Raw genomic sequence first — 17192 nt, 5'->3', positions numbered from 1 at the left:
CCGACCTTGGCATTCACCTGATCTGAGGGAGTGGCAACATGATGACTCTGAGGACATGCACGCGCGCCGGGGGCATCGCCTCCGCCGCCTTGGCCCTTGCCGTCGCGGTGAACACCGCCGGTAGCGCGGCGGCCGTCCAGCGACCGCATGAGACCGGTGGCGGCGGATCTGGGAAGGCGCTGCAAGCCGTCCTGGACGAGGCCGTACGGGAGGGCGCCCCGGGCGCGCTCGCCCAGTCGCGCACGCCGCACCGGACTTTGAACCTCTCCAGCGGGGTCGCCGACGTCACGACTGGGCGTCCACCGCGGGCGTACATGAAGTACCGGGTCGGCAGCATCACCAAGCTCTTCGTGGCGACGGTGGTCCTGCAGCTCGTCGCCGAAGGGAGGCTGCGCCTGGACGACACCGTCGCCAACGTGATCCCCGGCGTCGTCGAGGGCAACGGGTACGAGCCCGACAAGATCACGATGCGGATGCTGCTCAACCACACCAGCGGCGTCGCCGACTACACCGACAACCCCCGGATCGAGGAGATCGCCGTCACCGACCCGCGGCACGACTTCACCCTGCGCGAACTGGCGGAGGCGGGGGTGGAGTACCCGCCCTACTTCCCGCCCGGCACCTCGTGGCGCTACTCCGACACCGACTACGTGCTGCTCGGCCTGGTCATCCGGAGCGTCACCGGCCGGAGCTACGTCCACGAGATCAACAAGCGGATCATCCGGCCGCTGCACCTGCGCAGCACCTACTTCCCCGGCACGGACCCGCGGATCCGCGGCCCGCACCTGCACGGATACACGCCCGTGGCGGACGACCCGGCGGAGCTGAGGGACACCACCGAGGTCAACATCACCTTCGCGCGCGCGTCCGGCGACATGATCTCCACGGTCGGAGACCTCGACCGCTTCGACTCCGCCCTGCTCGGCGGACGGCTCCTGCCCGATCGGCTCCTGCGGGCGATGCTCCGACCCGTCCCCGGATCGCAGCCCTACCCCGGCAGCGACGTGTTCCGCTACGGACTCGGGGCGGTCATCGCCACCACGCCCTGCGGCGTGAAGGCGTACGGCAACGGCGGCACCCTGGACGGCTGGGAGACCTGGACGGGCAGCACGCGAGGCGGGCGGCACTCCATGTCGTTCGTCTTTACCACCGACGCCGTCAACCAGGTCCGGCTCACCGAGCAGGCGGTGACCGCCGAGTACTGCCCGGACACCATCCGGAAGGGGGCTCACACCGCGCCGTAGCCGCCGCCGCCGGGCGTCTCGATGACGAAGACGTCTCCGATGCCGACGGGCAGCGAGTCGCAGCCCTCCATCGGCGTCACGGAGCCGTCGGCGCGCTCCACCCACTGCCGTCCCGCCGTGCCGGGCCCGCCCCCCGCCATCCCGTACGGCGGGACGCGCCGGTGGCCTGACAGCGTGGTCACCGTCATCGGTTCGAGGAAGCGGATGCGGCGCCGGCCGCCGTCGCCACCATGCCGGCGGCCCGGCCCGCCGCTCCCGCGCCGGATCTCGAAGCTCTCCAGCAGGACGGGGTAGCGCCACTCCAGCACCTCGGGATCGGTGAGCCGGGAGTTGGTCATGTGCGTCTGGACGACGTCGGCGCCGTCGAAGCCGTCCCCGGCGCCGGAGCCGCTGGCCACCGTCTCGTAGTACTGGTGGCGCTCGTTGCCGAAGGTGACGTTGTTCATCGTCCCGGAGCCCTCCGCCATCACGCCCAGCGCGGCGTACAGGGCTCCGGTCACGGCCTGGGACGTCTCGACGTTGCCCGCGGCCACGGCCGCCGGGTACTCGGGCGCGAGCATCGAGCCCGGCGGGATCTTCACGTGGAGCGGGGTGAGGCAGCCCGCGTTGAGCGGGATGTCCTCGTCGACCAGCGTGCGGAACACGTACAGCACCGCCGCCATCGCCACCGACGACGGCGCGTTGAAGTTGCCGGCCGACTGGGGCGAGGTGCCGGTGAAGTCGATCTCCGCCGTCCGGGCGCGGCGGTCGACCCGGACCGCGACCCTGATGACCGCGCCGTTGTCGAGCTCGTAGGCGTAGGAGCCGTCGCGCAGCGCCGTGATCACCTGGCGGACGGCCTCCTCCGCGTTGTCCTGGACGTGGCGCATGTAGGCGTGGACGACGTCCAGCCCGAAGTGGCGCACCATGTCGCGCAGCTCGCCGACGCCCTTCTCGTTGGCGGCGATCTGGGCGCGCAGGTCGGCGAGGTTGTCGAGCGGGTTGCGGGACGGGTGGAGCGCCGAGCCCAGCAGCTCGACCGTCTCGGCCTCCCGGAGCCTGCCGCCCTCGACCAGGAGCCAGTTGTCGATCAGGACGCCCTCCTCCTCGACGCGCCGGCTGAACGCCGGCATGGACCCCGGCGTGATGCCGCCGATCTCGGCGTGGTGGCCCCGGGACGCGACGAAGAACGAGATGTCGGCGGCGCCGTCCCCTGTGGTGCTGTTCTGCGCCGCCCCGGACTCGACGTCCCCGAGGAAGACCGGGGTGACCACGGTGACGTCGGGCAGGTGGGTGCCCCCGTGGTAGGGGTCGTTGAGCGCGTACACCTCGCCCGGCCGCATGCCCCCGGTGGCCCGCCGCCGCCTGATGAGCTCCTTGATGGACGCCCCCATCGAGCCGAGGTGCACGGGGATGTGCGGCGCGTTGGCGATGAGCTCGCCGCCCGCGTCGAAGATCGCGCAGGAGAAGTCGAGGCGCTCCTTGATGTTGACCGAGTGCGCCGTGCTCTGGAGCCGGACGCCCATCTGCTCGGCGATCGACATGAACAGGTTGTTGAAGATCTCCAGCATGACGGGGTCGGCCTCGGTGCCGACGGCGTGCCCGCCGGGCCGGGCCGCCACCCGGTCGAGGAGGAGGTGGCCGAGGTCGTTCACCGCCGCCCGCCAGCCCGGGTCGACGACGGTCGTGGCGTTGGCCTCCGCGATGACCGCCGGGCCCGGCACGGTGTCGCCGGGCCGCAGCAGGTCCCGCCGGTACAGTTCGACGTCGCGCCAGTCGCCGTCGACGTGCATCGGGACGCGCGCCACCGCGGCCGGGCCTTCGCGACTCCTGTCGCCCGGCCCACCTGCCGCGGCGCCTGCCGACACCGCTTCTGCCGGGACCGACTCCGCCGACGCCGCCCCGGACGACACCGCCTCCACCGACACGGCCTCCACGACGATCTGCTTGTCCCGCATGAGGAAGGAGAAGCGCCGCTGGTAGATCCCCTCGAACTCGGCGACCATCGCCTCCACGTCGCCGGCCTCGACCAGCAGGGCGGTGTCGGTGCCCGCGTAACGCAGGTGGGCGCGGTGCACGACCTGCCTCGCGTCCATCCCCTCGTCCCGCAGCTCGTCGCGCGCGTCGCGCTCCAGCCTGTCCAGGACCGCGTCCAGCTCGGGCAGCAGGTCCTCGGCCAGCGGGGCCTCCACCGCGCACTCCCGCATGGCCGTGACGTCGGCCAGCCCCATCCCGTACGCCGACAGCACCCCCGCCAGCGGATGGATCAGCACCTGCCGCATGCCGAGCGCGTCGGCGACCGCGCACGCGTGCTGCCCGCCCGCGCCGCCGAAGGTGGCGAGCACGTAGCCGGTCACGTCGTAGCCGCGCTGGACGGAGATCTTCTTGATCGCGTTGGCCATGTTCGCCACCGCGATGCGCAGGAACCCGGCCGCGACCTCCTCGGGCGGGCGGCCGTCGCCGATCCCGTCCGCCAGGGCGGCGAAGCGGTCCCGGACGACCGCGGCGTCCAGGGGCTGGTCGCCGTCCGGGCCGAAGACGTGCGGGAAGTGGTCGGGCCTGATCCGTCCCAGCATCACGTTGGCGTCGGTGACGGTGAGCGGGCCGCCGCGCCGGTAGCAGGCCGGGCCGGGGTCGGCGCCGGCGGAGTCGGGGCCCACCCGGTACCGGCCGCCGTCGAAGCGCAGCACCGATCCGCCGCCGGCCGCGACGGTGTGGATGCTCAGCATCGGCGCCCGCATCCGCACCCCCGCCACCTGCGTCTCGTACTGGCGCTCGAACTCGCCCGCGTAGTGCGAGACGTCGGTGGACGTCCCGCCCATGTCGAACCCGATGACGCGCCGGAAGCCCGCGGCGGTGGACGTGCGCGCCATGCCCACGATGCCGCCCGCCGGCCCGGACAGGATCGAGTCCTTGCCGCGGAACCCGTGCGCCTCGGTGAGGCCGCCGCTGGACTGCATGAACATGATCGGCGCGCCGTCCAGCTCGCCGGACACCTCGTCCACGTACCGGCGCAGGATCGGCGAGAGGTAGGCGTCGACGACGGTGGTGTCGCCGCGCGAGACCAGCTTCATCAGCGGGCTGGTCGCGTGCGACTCCGAGACCTGGGGGAAGCCGGTGCGGCGCGCGATCCGCCCGATGGCGGCCTCGTGGACGGGATGCCGGTAGGCGTGCATGGTCACGATCGCGACCGAGCGGAACCCGTCGTCGTACGCCGCGCGCAGCTCGCGCTCGACCGCGTCCTCGTCGAGCGGGACGACGACCCGCCCCCGCGCGTCGACGCGCTCCCTCGCCTCGATCACCCGCGCGTAGAGCAGCTCCGGCAGCACGATCTCGCGGGCGAAGATGCGCGGGCGGTTCTGGTAGGCGATCCGCAGCGCGTCGCGGAAGCCCTCGGTGATGACCAGGACGGTCGGCTCGCCCGTGCGTTCGAGCAGGGCGTTCGTCGCCACCGTCGTGCCGAGCCGCACGCCCGCGATGTCCTCCGCCGGGATGCGCTCGCCGGGCGCGACCCCGAGCAGGTGCCTGATCCCGGCGACGGCCGCGTCCCGGTAGCGGTCCCTGTCCTCGGACAGGAGCTTGTGGGTGACGAGCGCGCCGTCCGGCCGCCGGGCGACCACGTCGGTGAACGTGCCGCCGCGATCGATCCAGAACTCCCAGCGCGCCGCCATGGCGACCTCCGAAACGGCTTCTACCTGGGCAGTTTCCGTTCGGTGAGGATGGAAACACCCTCGCGGTAGAGGAGGGGAGGCGGCCGATGGACGATCACGGGAAGATGCGGTCCGTCCTGGTCGGATACGACGGGTCACCCGCCGCCGAGCAGGCGCTCCGATGGGCGGTGGACGAGGCCCGGCTGCGCGGCCTCGCCCTCACCGTCTGCCATGTGTGGCACTGGCCCTATCCAGCGCGCCCGCCGGACAAGGAGACCCTGGAGATCCTCCGCAGCGAGGGCGCGATCGTGGCCGACGAGGGCGTGCGCAAGGCGCGTGCCCTCGCCGAGGGCCTGGAGGTGCGCTGGTGCCTTGAGCGGGGGTCGGCCGCGGGCTCGCTCCTGAAGGCGTCCGAGGGCGCCGTCATGGTCGTGCTCGGTGCGCGGGGGCAGGGCGGGTTCGACGGCCTTCCGGTGGGTTCCACCGCGGTCCAGGTGGCCGCGCAGGCCGCCTGCCCGGTCGTCGTCGTCCGTTCGGCCGAGCGGCTGGACGGCGGCCGGATCGTGGTCGGCGTGGACGGCTCGGCGGCCGGCGACGCGGCGCTCGGCTTCGCCGTCGAGGAGGCGGCGCTGCACCACGGCCCGGTGACGGCGCTGTGCAGCTGGTGGGACCCGGCCGCGCTTCCCGGGCCGGACCGGGTCCCCTTCATCGACCCGCAGGCGATCAGGCACGAGGCGATCGCGCGGTTCGAGCAGGCCGTCGCGCCCTGGCGGACCGAGCGGCCCGAGGTGCTGGTCGAGACCAAGTTCGTCCTGGACGCTCCGCGGCGGGCCCTGGTCAGCGCCTCCCACGGCGCGGCGATGCTGGCGGTGGGCGCCCGAGGGATCGGCTCGCTGCCGCAGATGCTCCTGGGGCCGGTGCCTCAGGTCGCGCTCCAGGAGGCCCGCTGCCCGGTGGCGGTGGTGCCCTCGTCCGGACCGGGGAGGTGAGGGTGATGGAGTTCGCCGATCGGGCCGATGCAGGACGGCGCCTGGCCGGGCGGCTGGGCGGCCTGCGGGCCGAGGACGTCGTCGTGCTGGGGCTGCCGCGCGGCGGGGTGCCCGTCGCGTTCGAGGTCGCCCGGGAGCTGCGGGCGCCGCTGGACGTGATCGTCGTCCGCAAGCTGGGCGTCCCCTTCCAGCCGGAGCTGGCCATGGGCGCCATCGGCGAGGACGGCGTGCTGATCGTCAACGAGGAGATCGTCCGCCACACGGGGCTCGGCGAGTCCGACCTCGCCGCGGCGCAGCGGCGCGAGGAGGCCGAGATGGAGGCCCGGGTCGAGCGGTTCCGCCGCGGCATGCCCCGGGTGGAGCTCCGCGACCGCACGGCCGTCGTCGTCGACGACGGCGTGGCCACCGGCGCGACCGCGCGGGCCGCCTGCCAGGTCGCCCGCGCCCACGGCGCGCGCCGCGTGGTCCTTGCGGTGCCGGTCGGCTCTCCCGACACGATGGCGGACCTGCGCCGGGTCGCCGACGAGGTGGTGTGCCTGCAGGAGCCGGAGCTGTTCTTCGCCGTCGGCCAGTGGTACCAGGAGTTCGGCCAGACGTCGGACGCCGAGGTGGTCGAGCTGCTGGAGCGCGCCGCGATGGCGTCGAGCCATGCCCGGCGCGGTCCCGCCGGGCCCGGCCGCGGCGGTCCCGCCGGCCGGCCCGGGGACGATCCACCCGATCCTCCTAGCGCCGGCCTCCGCACGGATCCGCCCGGCCCCCCGGCCCTGGACGAGGAGGTGTGGATCGACGGCGGCTTCGTCGAGCTCACCGGGCACCTCACCGTCCCCGCCCAGGCCACCGGCGTCGTGGCGTTCGCGCACGGCAGCGGCAGCAGCCGGCACAGCCCGCGGAACAGGCAGGTCGCCGCCGGGCTCAACCGGGCCGGGCTCGGCACGCTGCTGTTCGACCTGCTGACCACCCGGGAGGAGCTCGACCGCGGCAACGTCTTCGACATCGGCCTGCTGGCCGACCGGCTCGTCGCCGCCACCGCCTGGCTGCGGGGGCGGCCGGAGACCGCCGGCGTCCGCGTCGGCTACTTCGGGGCGAGCACGGGTGCGGCGGCGGCGCTGTGGGCCGCCGCGGAGCCCGGCGCCGACATCGCCGCCGTCGTCTCGCGCGGCGGGCGCCCGGACCTGGCCGACCGCCGCCTCGGCGACGTCCGGGCCCCCACGCTGCTGCTCGTCGGCGGCGAGGACCGGCAGGTGCTCGGCCTCAACCGGCGCGCGCAGGAGCGCCTGCGCTGCCAGAACCAGCTGACCGTCGTGCCGGGGGCCACCCACCTGTTCGAGGAGCCGGGCGCCCTGGAGGCCGTCACCGCCCACGCCAGGGACTGGTTCCTCGCCTACATGCGCTGATCCGGCGCCCCTGGCACGGGCCGGGGCGCCACGGTCTCGGTGGGCGCCCCGGCCCGGCGGCGCCTCACATGACGGCTCTGGGGGCGCTCTCGGGACTCCTCGCTGCCGCCCGCTCCGCGGGTCGTTCCGCGGGCCGGCCGCGCCCCGCGGGCTCGCCGCCCGGCAGGAACAGCCTGCGGAGCTCCTCGGGCAGCTGCCACACCGCCTGGTCCACGGCTCCCGGGGCGATCTCGGAGGACACGACCTCCGTGACGACCGCGATCGTCTTCGGCACGTCGTCGCGCCCGATGCGCGCCTCCTCGGCGTAGTGGACGGTTACCTCGCGCAGGTCGTACTTGCGCGGCACGTGCCGGGGGCTCCACCCGTCGTAGTACACCCCGCGCAGCAGTTCCGGCAGCTGGGCGGCGAGGTGCGCGGCGGCGTCGACGGTCAGCCGGTCGCGCAGCGTATGCATCCAGGCGCGCAGCACCCGGTAGGCGAACCTGCGGTCCTCGGTGCCGAACGCGGCGGCCATATCGGCGATCCACCGGTTGGTGGTGTCGATGCTCTTGTCCAGCCCATGTATCCCTGTGAACGTCATCTCAACGGCTCCAGAGCGGTCTCGGTGAACACGGACGCTTCCAGCGTGCGACCGTCCGAGCGCGGGGCGGCAGGGACGAAGGTCCCCAGGTGGTGGAGCGTTTCCGCAGGTCCGGGCGTCGGTGCGGCTACCGCTTCGCCCGCAGGAAGTCGATCAGCCGGCCGGCGGGCCAGGTGTTGACGACCTCGTCCGGGGTGAGCCAGCCGCGCTGCGCGGTGCCGATCCCGTAGCGCAGATGGGCCAGGTGGGGGACGGCGTGGGCGTCGGTGTCGACGGCGAACCTGACGCCGTGGCGTCTGGCGCGGCGGATGTGCTCGGCGGGCAGGTCGAGCCGCTCCGGGGACGCGTCGACCTCCAGTACGGTGCCGGTGCGGGCGCAGGCGGCGAAGACCTCGTCCCAGTCGGCCTCGACCGGCGGGCGCCGGCCGATCTGCCGGGCGGTGGGATGGGCGAGGACGGCGACGAACGGGTTCTCGCAGGCGCGCACCAGCCGCCGCGTCATCTGCTCGCTCGGCTGGTCGAAGTGGGAGTGGACGGAGGCGAGGCACACGTCGAACCCGGCCAGGAAGTCGGCGGGCCAGTCCACGCCGCCGTCGGGGTCGATGTTGAGCTCGGTGCCGTGCAGCACCCGCATGCCGCCGTGGCGGCCGTCCAGCGCGCGGACCTCCTCGCGCTGGGCCAGCATCTTCTCGTCGGTCATCCGCTGCATGGCCAGGCCGGGCGCGTGGTCGGTGACGGCGTAGTAGGAGTACCCGCGGGACGCGGCGGCGGCGACCATGTCCGGCAGGCTCGCCAGGCCGTCCGACAGGTCGGTGTGGGTGTGCAGGTCGCCCCGGATGTCGGCCTCGGCGACCAGGACGGGCAGCTCCCCGCGCATGGCCGCCTCGATCTCCCCGGCGTCCTCGCGCAGCGGGGGCGGGATCCACGGCAGCCCGAGCCTGGCGTACACCTCGTCCTCCGCGGCCGACACGAGCTTGGCCCCGGTCTCGACGTCGAACAGCCCGTACTCCGACAGCTTGAGCCCGGCGTGGACGGCGATCTCCCGGGTGCGGATGTTGTGCGCCCGGGACCCGGTGAAGTACTGCAGGGCCGCGCCCCAGTCCTCGGGCGGCACCACCCGCAGGTCCACCTGGAGGCCGGCGCCGGTGCGGATCGAGGTCTTGGTGTCCCCGGCCGCGATGACCTGCTCGGCCAGGGCCAGGCCGACGAAGGACCTCATCAGCGCGTCCGGGCGGTCGGACGTGGCCAGCACGTCGATGTCGCCGACCGTGTCCTTCATGCGCCGCAGGGACCCGGCGAACGCGCAGCGCTCGCATCCGGCGACCGCCGACAGCTCGGCCACGATGGCCTCGGCGAGCTCCATCGCGGTCCCGAGCGGCACGCGCTGCCCCGCCTTGTGCAGGATCTCGATCCCGTGCCGCAGGTTCTCCTCGGTCTTGGCGCCGAAGCCGGGCAGGCCGTGCAGCCGACCGGTGTCGAGGGCGCCGGCCAGCGCCTCCACGGAGTCGATGCCGCGCTCGTGGTAGAGCACCATCGCCTTCTTCGGGCCGAGCGTGGGCACGAGCGTCAGCTGCCGGACGCCCACCGGGATCTGCGCCCGCAGCTCCTCCAGCTCGTGGATGCTCCCGGTGGTCAGGTACTCGTCGATCTTCGCCGCGATCGACTTGCCCACGTTCGGGATGCCCCGCAGCCCGGCGGCGTCCAGGCCCGCGAGGTCCACCGGGTCGCCCGCCACCGAGCGCGCCGCCTTCTGGTACACCCGCACCTTGAACGCCTCGCCGCCGGTGATCGCCAGCAGGTCGGCGTACTCGTCCAGCAGGGCGCCGACCTCGTCGTTGACGCGCATGGCCTCCGCTCCCTCACATCCCCCTCCGGGGCGCGGCGGCGGGCCGCGCCCACGTCCGGACCGGCGCGGTGTCCTGCGGCCTCGCGAGCGCGCCGCGGATCTCCTGGCATAACGGGCTTTCAGGCATAGCGGCACAGGGCTCCGAGGCCCTGCGAGGGACCGCCGGGCGTCCCGGGCTCCAGGACGTGCACCTCGGCTCCGGTCAGCAGGGCGGCGCGGACGGCGACGTCGGCCAGCGGGCCGCGCACCACCGGGGTCGCGCCCGACGCGACGAGGGACGTGCGCCGGTCGGACACCTGCGTCGGCGCGGGGCCGAACCAGGCCGTCCGCCGGTCGGCGGGGTCGTCGGCCACCAGCAGCGTGCCGACCTGCCCGCGGGCGAGCGCCCGCAGGGTCTGGACCGCGCCCTCGACTGCCAGACCAGACGGGCCCCGCCCCTCGTCCAGCCGCTTCAGCAGCTTGCGGGTCTCCTCGTCCGCCCATTCGCTCACCTGCTCCCGGACCTGCTGCTTGCGGTGCTGCCACGCGCCGTCCCGTCCCCGTCCGCCGGAGACGTGGCCCACGGTCACTTCCTGGCGGACGCCTTCGGGGAGGTGCTTGGTGAGGTACTGCATGGCGCGCACGTCGCCGCCGAGGAGCAGCACGCGCGCACCGGAATCGGCCAGATCGTCCGCGAGCGCGTGCGCCACCATGGTCGCGTTGTGCTCCCAGGAGTCCTCGGCGCGGTGCTGGTGGCGCATCTGGGACCAGCCGCCGGGAGCGTTGCGCACGATCTCGTCGTCCGGGCCGTCGATCGTCCTCGTGGTCGCGGTCGCCGTCCCGCCCCGGTAGGTCTCGATGTCGGCGCCCTTGCGGTCGACGAGGGTCAGCACGTACGGCGGGCGCTCCTGAAGCCATGCCAGCAGCGGCACCAGGCACGGCAGCGGCGCGTGGACGGCGAGGTCGCGCGGCCGGGCGCCCGGCATCTCGACCACCGTGGGCTCCGGCTCGCCGTCGACCGCGAAGACGGCGACCGCGCCGGATCCCGGTTCCGCCCGGGCGATCAGCCGGTCCAGCTCGTCGACGACGGCCTCGTCCGCGCCCTGCGCCCGCAGCCGCTTGGCCGTCAGCTCCCGGCGCAGCGCGGCGTCCTCCTCCCCGGGAGGCGTGGTCAGGTTGAAGTAGACCGATGTCACCGGCCCTCCGGAGCAGAGCCGACGCAGGGTCTCGGTCGCGATTCTCTCGTCCGCCTTCATGTGAAACAGCCTGTACAGCAGGCCATTCGTCCGATTAGGGACGAAGGTCCGCGGGTCGCCGGACCTTCGTGAGTCGGCCCTGCCGGTAAAGGGCGGGTGCGGTCGCGCGCCGCCTTCGCCCGCGGCGGGCCGTGCGCCACACTGAGCGGGAGTCCAGGCGTCCAGGGGGAGGATCCGCGTGGCTCACTCAGACACCGGATTCCACTGGCTGTTCGGGGACCAGCTGGGCCCGCGCTTCCTGCGCCCGGACGCCGAGATCGTGATGATCGAGTCGCGGTCGGTCTTCCGCCGGCGCCGCTTCCACCGCGCCAAGGCGCATCTGGTGCTGTCCGCGATGCGGCACCGCGCGGCCGAACTCGGCGACCGGGTCCGCTACGTCAAGGCCGAGACCTACCGCGACGGCTTGGCCCAAGCCGTGGGCGACGCCCCGGTGACCGTCCACCACCCGACGTCCCACGCGGCCCTCCGCTTCGTGCAGGGCCTCCGGCAGGCGGAGGTGCTGCCGCCGCGCGGGTTCCTCGTCCAGCCGGAGGAGTTCGCCCGGTGGGCGGAGTCCTCCGGCGGCGGGCAATTGCGGATGGAGAGCTTCTACCGGCACGTGCGCCAGGACCACGACCTGCTGATGGACGGCGACCAGCCCGCGGGCGGGCAGTGGAACCTCGACAAGGACAACCGCGAGCCCCCGCCCAAGGGCGAGGCGACACTGCCGGTCCCGGCCCCTTACCGGCCGCGCGAAGACGAGATCGACGAGCAGGTCAGGGCCGATCTGGACCGCTGGGAGCGGAACGGCGAGGTCGCGTTCGTCGGACGGGACGGGCCGCGGCTGTTCCCCGCCGACCGCACCGAGGCCAAGCGTGCCCTGCGCGCCTTCGTGGACAAGCGCCTGTCCACCTTCGGCCGCTGGGAGGACGCGGTCCTGGCGGAGGACTGGGCCATGAGCCACAGCCTGCTGTCCGCCTCGCTCAACCTGGGGCTGCTCGACCCCGCCGAGTGCGTCGAGGCCGCCGAGGACGCCTACCGCTCGGGGAAGGCGCCGCTGAACTCCGTCGAGGGCTACATCCGGCAGGTCGCCGGGTGGCGCGAGTACATGTGGAACCTCTACTGGCACTTCGGGCCCCGCTACCGGGAGTCCAACGCCCTCGGGCACCGCGCGCCGCTGCCGGAGTGGTTCGCCTCCCTGGACGCCGGGGCCGTCCGGGCGCGCTGCCTGTCGACCACACTGGCGCAGGTCCGCGACCGGGGCTGGGTGCACCACATCCCCCGGCTGATGATCCTGGGCAACTTCGCCCTCCAGCGCGGCTGGGACCCGGCGGCGGTGACCGACTGGTTCCACCGCTGCTTCGTGGACGGCTACGACTGGGTGATGCTCACCAACGTCATCGGCATGTCGCAGTACGCCGACGGCGGCCGCATCACCACCAAGCCCTACGCGTCCGGGGGCGCCTACATCAACACCATGAGCGACCTGTGCGGCCCCTGCGCCTACCGGCCCACCGAACGCACCGGTGAGCGGGCCTGCCCCTTCACCGCCGGCTACTGGGAGTTCGTCCACCGCCACCGCGAACGGCTGGCGCACAACTACCGCACCGCCCGCGCCGTCAAGCAACTCGAACGCCTCCGCGACCTGGACGACGTCCTTCGCGCAGCCCGGGACCGCGACCCGGACGCCGCCCCCTGACGGTCAGGCGCCGGGCCCGTGGAGGCGTCCCGAGCGCAGGTGCAGGACCCGGTCGACGGCTCCGGGCGGCGGCGGTGCGTGGGTGATCAGCAGGATGCCCGGCCCCGACGGGTCGCCGAGCACGTCGGTGAGGAGGTCGCAGGCCGTGGCGGGGTCGAGATGGGCGGTCGGCTCGTCCAGGACCAGCAGCCGCGCGCCGGACAGGAAGGCGCGTGCCAGCGCGATCCGCTGCCGCTGGCCCCCGGAGACCCGGACGCCGTGCTCGCCCACGTGGGTGTCGAGCCCGTCGGGGAGGCCGGCGATCCAGTCCCAGACGCGGGCGCGGCGCAACGCTCCGACGATCTCGGACTCCTCGGCGTCCGGCTTGGCGAGCGCCACGTTGGCGCGGATCGTGGTGGCGAACAGGTGGGCGTGCTGGTCGACCAGGCAGATCGCGCGCCGGACGTCGTCCTGCGCGTGGTCGCGCAGGTCGTGGCCGTCGAAGGTGACGCGGCCCTCGTCGGGGTCGCGGAACCGGACCAGCAGGTGCGCCAGGGTGCTCTTGCCCGCCCCGCTCGGGCCGAGCAGCGCGACCCGGTCGCCGGGACGCAGGTCGAGGTCGACGCCGTCCAGGATCCAGGGCGAGCCGGCGGCGTAGCGGGCCCTTACGCCGCGCACCCGGAGGAGGTCGCCGCGCGGCGCGGGCAGTGGGCGCGGCGGGTCGGCGGCGGGCGCCGGGCGGGCGGTCAGCGCGCCGAGGCGGGCGGCGGCGCCGTGCGCGGTGAGCAGGTCGCGGGCCGCCTCCGGCAGCGGCCGGACGGCCTCGAACGCCGCCGCGGCCGCCAGCGCGAGGGCGGCGAGCAGGACGCCGGGCAGCGCGCCCCGGTGGACGGCGTGCAGCCCCGCGACCAGGACGGCGAGCGTCGTGGCGGCGGTGAGCAGGGTGACCGACCCCGAGGTGAACCCGGCGGTGCGGGCGTCGCGGCGCGCGATCCGGGCCAGTACGGCGTCGGCGGCGCCGATCCGGCCGAGCTGGTCGTCCACCCGGTCGAAGGCGACGAGATCGGGTGCGCCGTGCAGCAGCTCCACGGTCTCGGCGTTGCGCGCCGCGCGGCCCTCGGCCCGCCGGGACGCGGCGGCACGCGTGAGCGCGGCGGCAGCGGCGGGCAGGAGGAGCGCGGCGGGCAGCAGCCCCAGCGCCAGCCAGAGCCCGGCGGCGGGCAGCAGCCACGCGGTGGCGGCGACGGTTCCCGCGCCCACGACCAGCGCGACGACCGGCGGACCGAACCCGCGCAGGTACAGGTGCTGGACGGCTTCGACGTCGGCGACGAACCCGCTGAGCAGGTCGCCCGACCTGGCCCCCGGCAGCCCGGCCGGGACGAGCGGCTCCAGCCGCCGGAACCACCGCACCCGCAGCTCGCGCAGCAGCCGGAAGCTCGCGTCGTGGGACACCAGGCGCTCGGCGTAGCGGAACGCGGCCCGCGACAGGCTGAACGCCCGCACCGCGGTGATCGCCACGGCCAGCGCGACGACCTCCGGCCGCAGCGCCGCCCGGGAGATCAGATACCCGGAGGTCCCCATCAACGCGACCCCCGACCCGAACGCGAGCCCCCCGCAAAGCGCCGCCCCGACGAACCGATGCGCCACCGGCCGCGCAGCACCGATCAACTCCCGCACCGGCCCCCGGCTCACGCGAAAGCTCCCGCACGAGGCAGGGCCGGGGCGACCTCTCGGGCGGCGTCCGCGAGCGGTCGCGGCTCGTGTCCTACGACCAGTGGGCGCCCATCAATGCGAGGCCTCCGGTAGCGGGACTGGTCTTGTCGAACGGCGGTGTCCACGGCCGATCGCGGCTCGCGCCCGGCGACCGGCGCGCGGCCGGTCACGTGAGGGCTCCGGTGGGGGCGGGGGTCAGGGCGATCAGCTGGTCTGCGGCTTCGGCGAGGCGTGGGTCGTGGGTGGCGATCACCAGCGTGCGGTCGCTGAGGGCCAGGAGCGCGTCGGTCACGTGTTGGGCGGTGGTCGGGTCCAGGTGGGCGGTGGGTTCGTCCAGCAGGAGGAGTGGGGCGGGGCGGGCCAGTGCTCGGGCCAGGGCCACGCGGCGTATCTCGCCCGCGGAGAGTCCGGCGCCCGCCTCGCCCACCGTGCGGTTCAGCAGGCCCGCGGCGCCGGCGAGTTCGGCCGCGGCCTCCGGGCTCAGGCCGCCGGGCTCGGCCGGGGCGATGGCCTCGGCCACCGGGCCGGGACGCAGCCGGGGGCGCTGCGGCAGCCAGGCGACCAGCCGCCGCCACTCGTCCGGATCGAACGCGGCGAGGTCCGTCCCGTCCACGGTGATGAGCCCGGACGACGGCTCGACGAACCGCAGGAGCAGCGCCAGCAGGGTGCTCTTGCCCGCGCCGCTGTCCCCGACGAGCGCCGTCCGCCCCCCTGGGCGGATCTCCATCGACATCCCGGTCAGGACGGGCGGGCCGTCGTATCCGGCGGTGACGTCCACCAGCCGGACGGTCCCGAACGCGGCCGGACGCGGGCGCGCGGGCGCCGGCACGGCGGGAGGCAGCGCGAGCAGCGCGCACAGCCGCCGCGACGCCGTCAGCCCGTCCGCGCCCGCGTGGAACTCGGCCGCGAGCCCGCGCAGCGGCCCGTACAGCTCCGGCGCGAGGACGAGGATCGCGAGGCCCGCCTCAAGGCCGATGGCGCCGGTCGTCAGCCGCAGACCGATGCCGACCGCGACCAGCGCCGTGCCGAGGGTCGCGGCGAGCTCCAGCACGAACGCCGACAGGAAGGCCGTGCGCAGGACCCGCATCGTCTCCCGCCGGTAGCGGTCGCTGGTCGCGGCGATGGCGGACGCCTGAGCGCGGCCCCGGCGGTGGGCGCGCAGCGTCGTCAGCCCGTTCACCACGTCGAGGAAGTGCCCGCTCATCAGGGCGAGCGCCCGCCACCGCTCCCGGGTCCGTGCCCTGGTCGAGCGGCCGATCAGCGCCCCGAACAGCGGGACGAGCGGCAGCGTCCCGGCCATGACCAGCGCCGACGCGACGTCCCGGAAGGCGACCCAGGCGAGGATCGCGGGCGGCGCGAGCGCGGCCGTCATCAGCTGCGGCAGGAACCGGGCGACGTAGGTCTCCAGCGCCTCGACGCCGTCCGTGGTGGCGGTCACCGCCTCGCCGGACGGCACGCTCCCCGGTCGCGCCCGCACGATCCGGCGCAGCACCCGGCCGCGCAGCTCGCGGACCATGCGGGACGCGGCCGTGCGGGCGCCGGTCTCCGACGTCCAGCCGAGCGCGGCGCGCGCCGCGCCCACCGCCGCGAAGCCGAGCAGCGCGGGCAGGACGTCCCGCACGTCGCGGCCCCCGAGGAAGCCGGCGACGACGACGTGGGAGAACAGCGCGGCCTGCGCGATCGTGAGCGCCGCCGAGCAGGCCGCGACCGCTCCCGCCGCCGCCAGGAACCGGCGGACGCCGGGGACGTCCCGCGGCAGCCAGGGGTCGAACGCGCGCATCCGCGGCCTACTCCCCGCCCTCGGCGGCCGCGCCGCCGGACGACGAGCCGCCCGGCCGCCGACCCTTCGTGATCATGTGCAGCGGGGTCGGCGGGCGCGCGAAGTCCTCCCGCGAGAGCCGCGCCCGGAACACCCACAGCGCCCAGATCTGGTAGACGAGCACGACGGGCACGAACACGCCGGCGATGATCGTCATCGCCACCAGCGAATAGTGGTTGGACGCGGTGCTGTAGATCGTCAGGCTCGGCGAGCCGGCCGAGGACGACACCATGACCCGCGGGTACAGCCGGGCGAACAGCGCGGCGACCAGCAGCACGACCGCGGCGGACGTGCCGGCGAACGCGGCCAGGGGGCGCTTCAGCCAGATCAGCGGCCCGGACGCCGCGGCCGCCGGGAGGCTCAGCCCGAGCAGCACGTACATCGGCACGGTGTAGGGCGCCGACGACGACGCCTGCACGGCCGTCCACACCGTGAACGCGATCAGCAGCACCGCCGCGACCGGGTAGATCGCGAGGGAGAAGCGGCGCACCCGCTCCTCCAGGCCGCCCTCGGTGCGGAAGGCGAGGAACAGCGTGCCGTGCAGCGCGAACGCCGCCACGAGCGTGAACCCGGCGAGCACCGAGTAGCCGGTGAACAGCACGCCCTGCCCGCCGGTGACGTCGCCGCGCGGGTCCATCGGCACCCCGCGCGTGATCGCGGCGAACACGACGCCGAGCAGGAACGGGATGGCCAGGGACGAGATCGGCAGCGCGACGTCCCAGCGGCGGCGCCAGGAGAGGTCGTCGTGCTTGTTCCGGTACTCGATGGCGACGCCCCGCACGATGAGCGCGACCAGGATCCCGAAGAACACCAGGTAGAAGCCGGAGAACATGCTCGCGTACCAGCCCGGGAACGCGGCGAACGTCGCCCCGCCCGCCACGATGACCCACACCTCGTAGCTGTCCCACACGGGCAGGATCGTGGCGAGCAGCGCGTGCCGCTCCGGGTCGTCGCGGCCGACGAACGGGTAGAGCATCCCGACGCCGAAGTCGAAGCCGTCCAGCAGGAAGAACCCCATCCAGAGCACCGCGATCAGCACGAACCACAGCGTCTGGAGGTCGAAGTGCCCTGCGGTCTCCATGGTGT

11 protein-coding genes are annotated in these 17192 nt (G+C 74.4%); 4 read left to right on the top strand and 7 right to left on the bottom strand.

Annotation, left to right across the window (positions count from 1 at the left end):
• The first annotated feature begins 38 nt into the window (after window positions 1–38).
• Complete coding sequence (locus K4S16_RS17095) at window positions 39–1244, top strand: serine hydrolase (protein ID WP_235036859.1); 1206 nt, start codon at window positions 39–41, stop codon at window positions 1242–1244.
• Here K4S16_RS17095 and K4S16_RS17090 read toward each other — a convergent pair.
• Entirely contained in the window at window positions 1229–4894 is a 3666-nt protein-coding gene (locus K4S16_RS17090; RefSeq protein ID WP_149259924.1) for a hydantoinase B/oxoprolinase family protein, read from the bottom strand. The two genes, K4S16_RS17095 and K4S16_RS17090, sit on opposite strands and share 16 nt — an antisense overlap.
• A gap of 86 nt (window positions 4895–4980) precedes the next feature.
• Between K4S16_RS17090 and K4S16_RS17085 the strand changes: the two genes are divergently transcribed.
• Together K4S16_RS17085 and K4S16_RS17080 are read left to right on the top strand one after the other, a co-directional pair.
• Window positions 4981–5862: a universal stress protein gene (locus K4S16_RS17085; RefSeq protein WP_149259923.1), complete on the top strand. Its 882-nt coding sequence runs from the start codon at window positions 4981–4983 to the stop codon at window positions 5860–5862.
• Between the two features lie 5 nt (window positions 5863–5867).
• The gene (locus K4S16_RS17080; protein WP_149259922.1) at window positions 5868–7256 is read left to right on the top strand and encodes a phosphoribosyltransferase family protein; all 1389 of its coding nucleotides are present in this window, start codon (window positions 5868–5870) and stop codon (window positions 7254–7256) included.
• Window positions 7257–7320: 64 nt separating this feature from the next.
• Here K4S16_RS17080 and K4S16_RS17075 read toward each other — a convergent pair whose 3' ends face one another.
• From K4S16_RS17075 to K4S16_RS17065, 3 genes are all read right to left on the bottom strand, one after another.
• Window positions 7321–7836 carry a DUF2267 domain-containing protein gene (locus tag K4S16_RS17075; RefSeq protein WP_149259921.1) on the bottom strand — a complete coding sequence of 172 codons (516 nt, stop codon included), beginning with the start codon at window positions 7834–7836 and terminating at the stop codon, window positions 7321–7323.
• Between the two features lie 127 nt (window positions 7837–7963).
• Entirely contained in the window at window positions 7964–9682 is a 1719-nt protein-coding gene (gene polX / locus K4S16_RS17070) for a DNA polymerase/3'-5' exonuclease PolX (RefSeq protein WP_149259920.1), read from the bottom strand.
• 119 nt (window positions 9683–9801) lie between these two features.
• Window positions 9802–10857, bottom strand: a complete 1056-nt coding sequence (locus K4S16_RS17065; protein ID WP_149259919.1) for a Vms1/Ankzf1 family peptidyl-tRNA hydrolase — start codon at window positions 10855–10857, stop codon at window positions 9802–9804.
• Between the two features lie 238 nt (window positions 10858–11095).
• On the opposite strand from K4S16_RS17065, the gene K4S16_RS17060 reads away from it, so the two are divergent.
• Window positions 11096–12595 (top strand): cryptochrome/photolyase family protein, encoded by a 1500-nt coding sequence (locus K4S16_RS17060; protein WP_149259918.1) that lies wholly within the window; start codon window positions 11096–11098, stop codon window positions 12593–12595.
• 3 nt (window positions 12596–12598) lie between these two features.
• Here K4S16_RS17060 and cydC read toward each other — a convergent pair whose 3' ends face one another.
• From cydC to cydB, 3 genes are all read right to left on the bottom strand, one after another.
• Window positions 12599–14251 carry a thiol reductant ABC exporter subunit CydC gene (gene cydC / locus K4S16_RS17055; protein WP_268843256.1) on the bottom strand — a complete coding sequence of 551 codons (1653 nt, stop codon included), beginning with the start codon at window positions 14249–14251 and terminating at the stop codon, window positions 12599–12601.
• Window positions 14252–14453: 202 nt separating this feature from the next.
• Window positions 14454–16067, bottom strand: coding sequence for a thiol reductant ABC exporter subunit CydD (gene cydD, locus K4S16_RS17050; RefSeq protein WP_149259916.1), 1614 nt, complete (start codon window positions 16065–16067; stop codon window positions 14454–14456).
• A gap of 7 nt (window positions 16068–16074) precedes the next feature.
• Window positions 16075–17187 carry a cytochrome d ubiquinol oxidase subunit II gene (cydB, locus tag K4S16_RS17045; RefSeq protein ID WP_149259915.1) on the bottom strand — a complete coding sequence of 371 codons (1113 nt, stop codon included), beginning with the start codon at window positions 17185–17187 and terminating at the stop codon, window positions 16075–16077.
• Between the last annotated feature and the right edge of the window lie 5 nt (window positions 17188–17192).

Source organism: Actinomadura sp. K4S16, from assembly GCF_008327685.1.
GTDB lineage: Bacteria > Actinomycetota > Actinomycetes > Streptosporangiales > Streptosporangiaceae > Spirillospora.
This window is presented reverse-complemented; position numbering and strand designations above follow the sequence as displayed.

Excerpts from the sequence above, each read along its gene's own strand:
- K4S16_RS17095 (WP_235036859.1), top strand. The coding sequence starts at position 39 with ATGATGACTCTGAGGACATGCACGCGCGCCGGGGGCATCGCCTCCGCC.
- K4S16_RS17090 (WP_149259924.1), bottom strand. The coding sequence starts at position 4,894 with ATGGCGGCGCGCTGGGAGTTCTGGATCGATCGCGGCGGCACGTTCACC.
- K4S16_RS17085 (WP_149259923.1), top strand. The coding sequence starts at position 4,981 with ATGGACGATCACGGGAAGATGCGGTCCGTCCTGGTCGGATACGACGGG.
- K4S16_RS17080 (WP_149259922.1), top strand. The coding sequence starts at position 5,868 with ATGGAGTTCGCCGATCGGGCCGATGCAGGACGGCGCCTGGCCGGGCGG.
- K4S16_RS17075 (WP_149259921.1), bottom strand. The coding sequence starts at position 7,836 with ATGACGTTCACAGGGATACATGGGCTGGACAAGAGCATCGACACCACC.
- polX (WP_149259920.1), bottom strand. The coding sequence starts at position 9,682 with ATGCGCGTCAACGACGAGGTCGGCGCCCTGCTGGACGAGTACGCCGAC.
- cydD (WP_149259916.1), bottom strand. The coding sequence starts at position 16,067 with ATGCGCGCGTTCGACCCCTGGCTGCCGCGGGACGTCCCCGGCGTCCGC.
- cydB (WP_149259915.1), bottom strand. The coding sequence starts at position 17,187 with ATGGAGACCGCAGGGCACTTCGACCTCCAGACGCTGTGGTTCGTGCTG.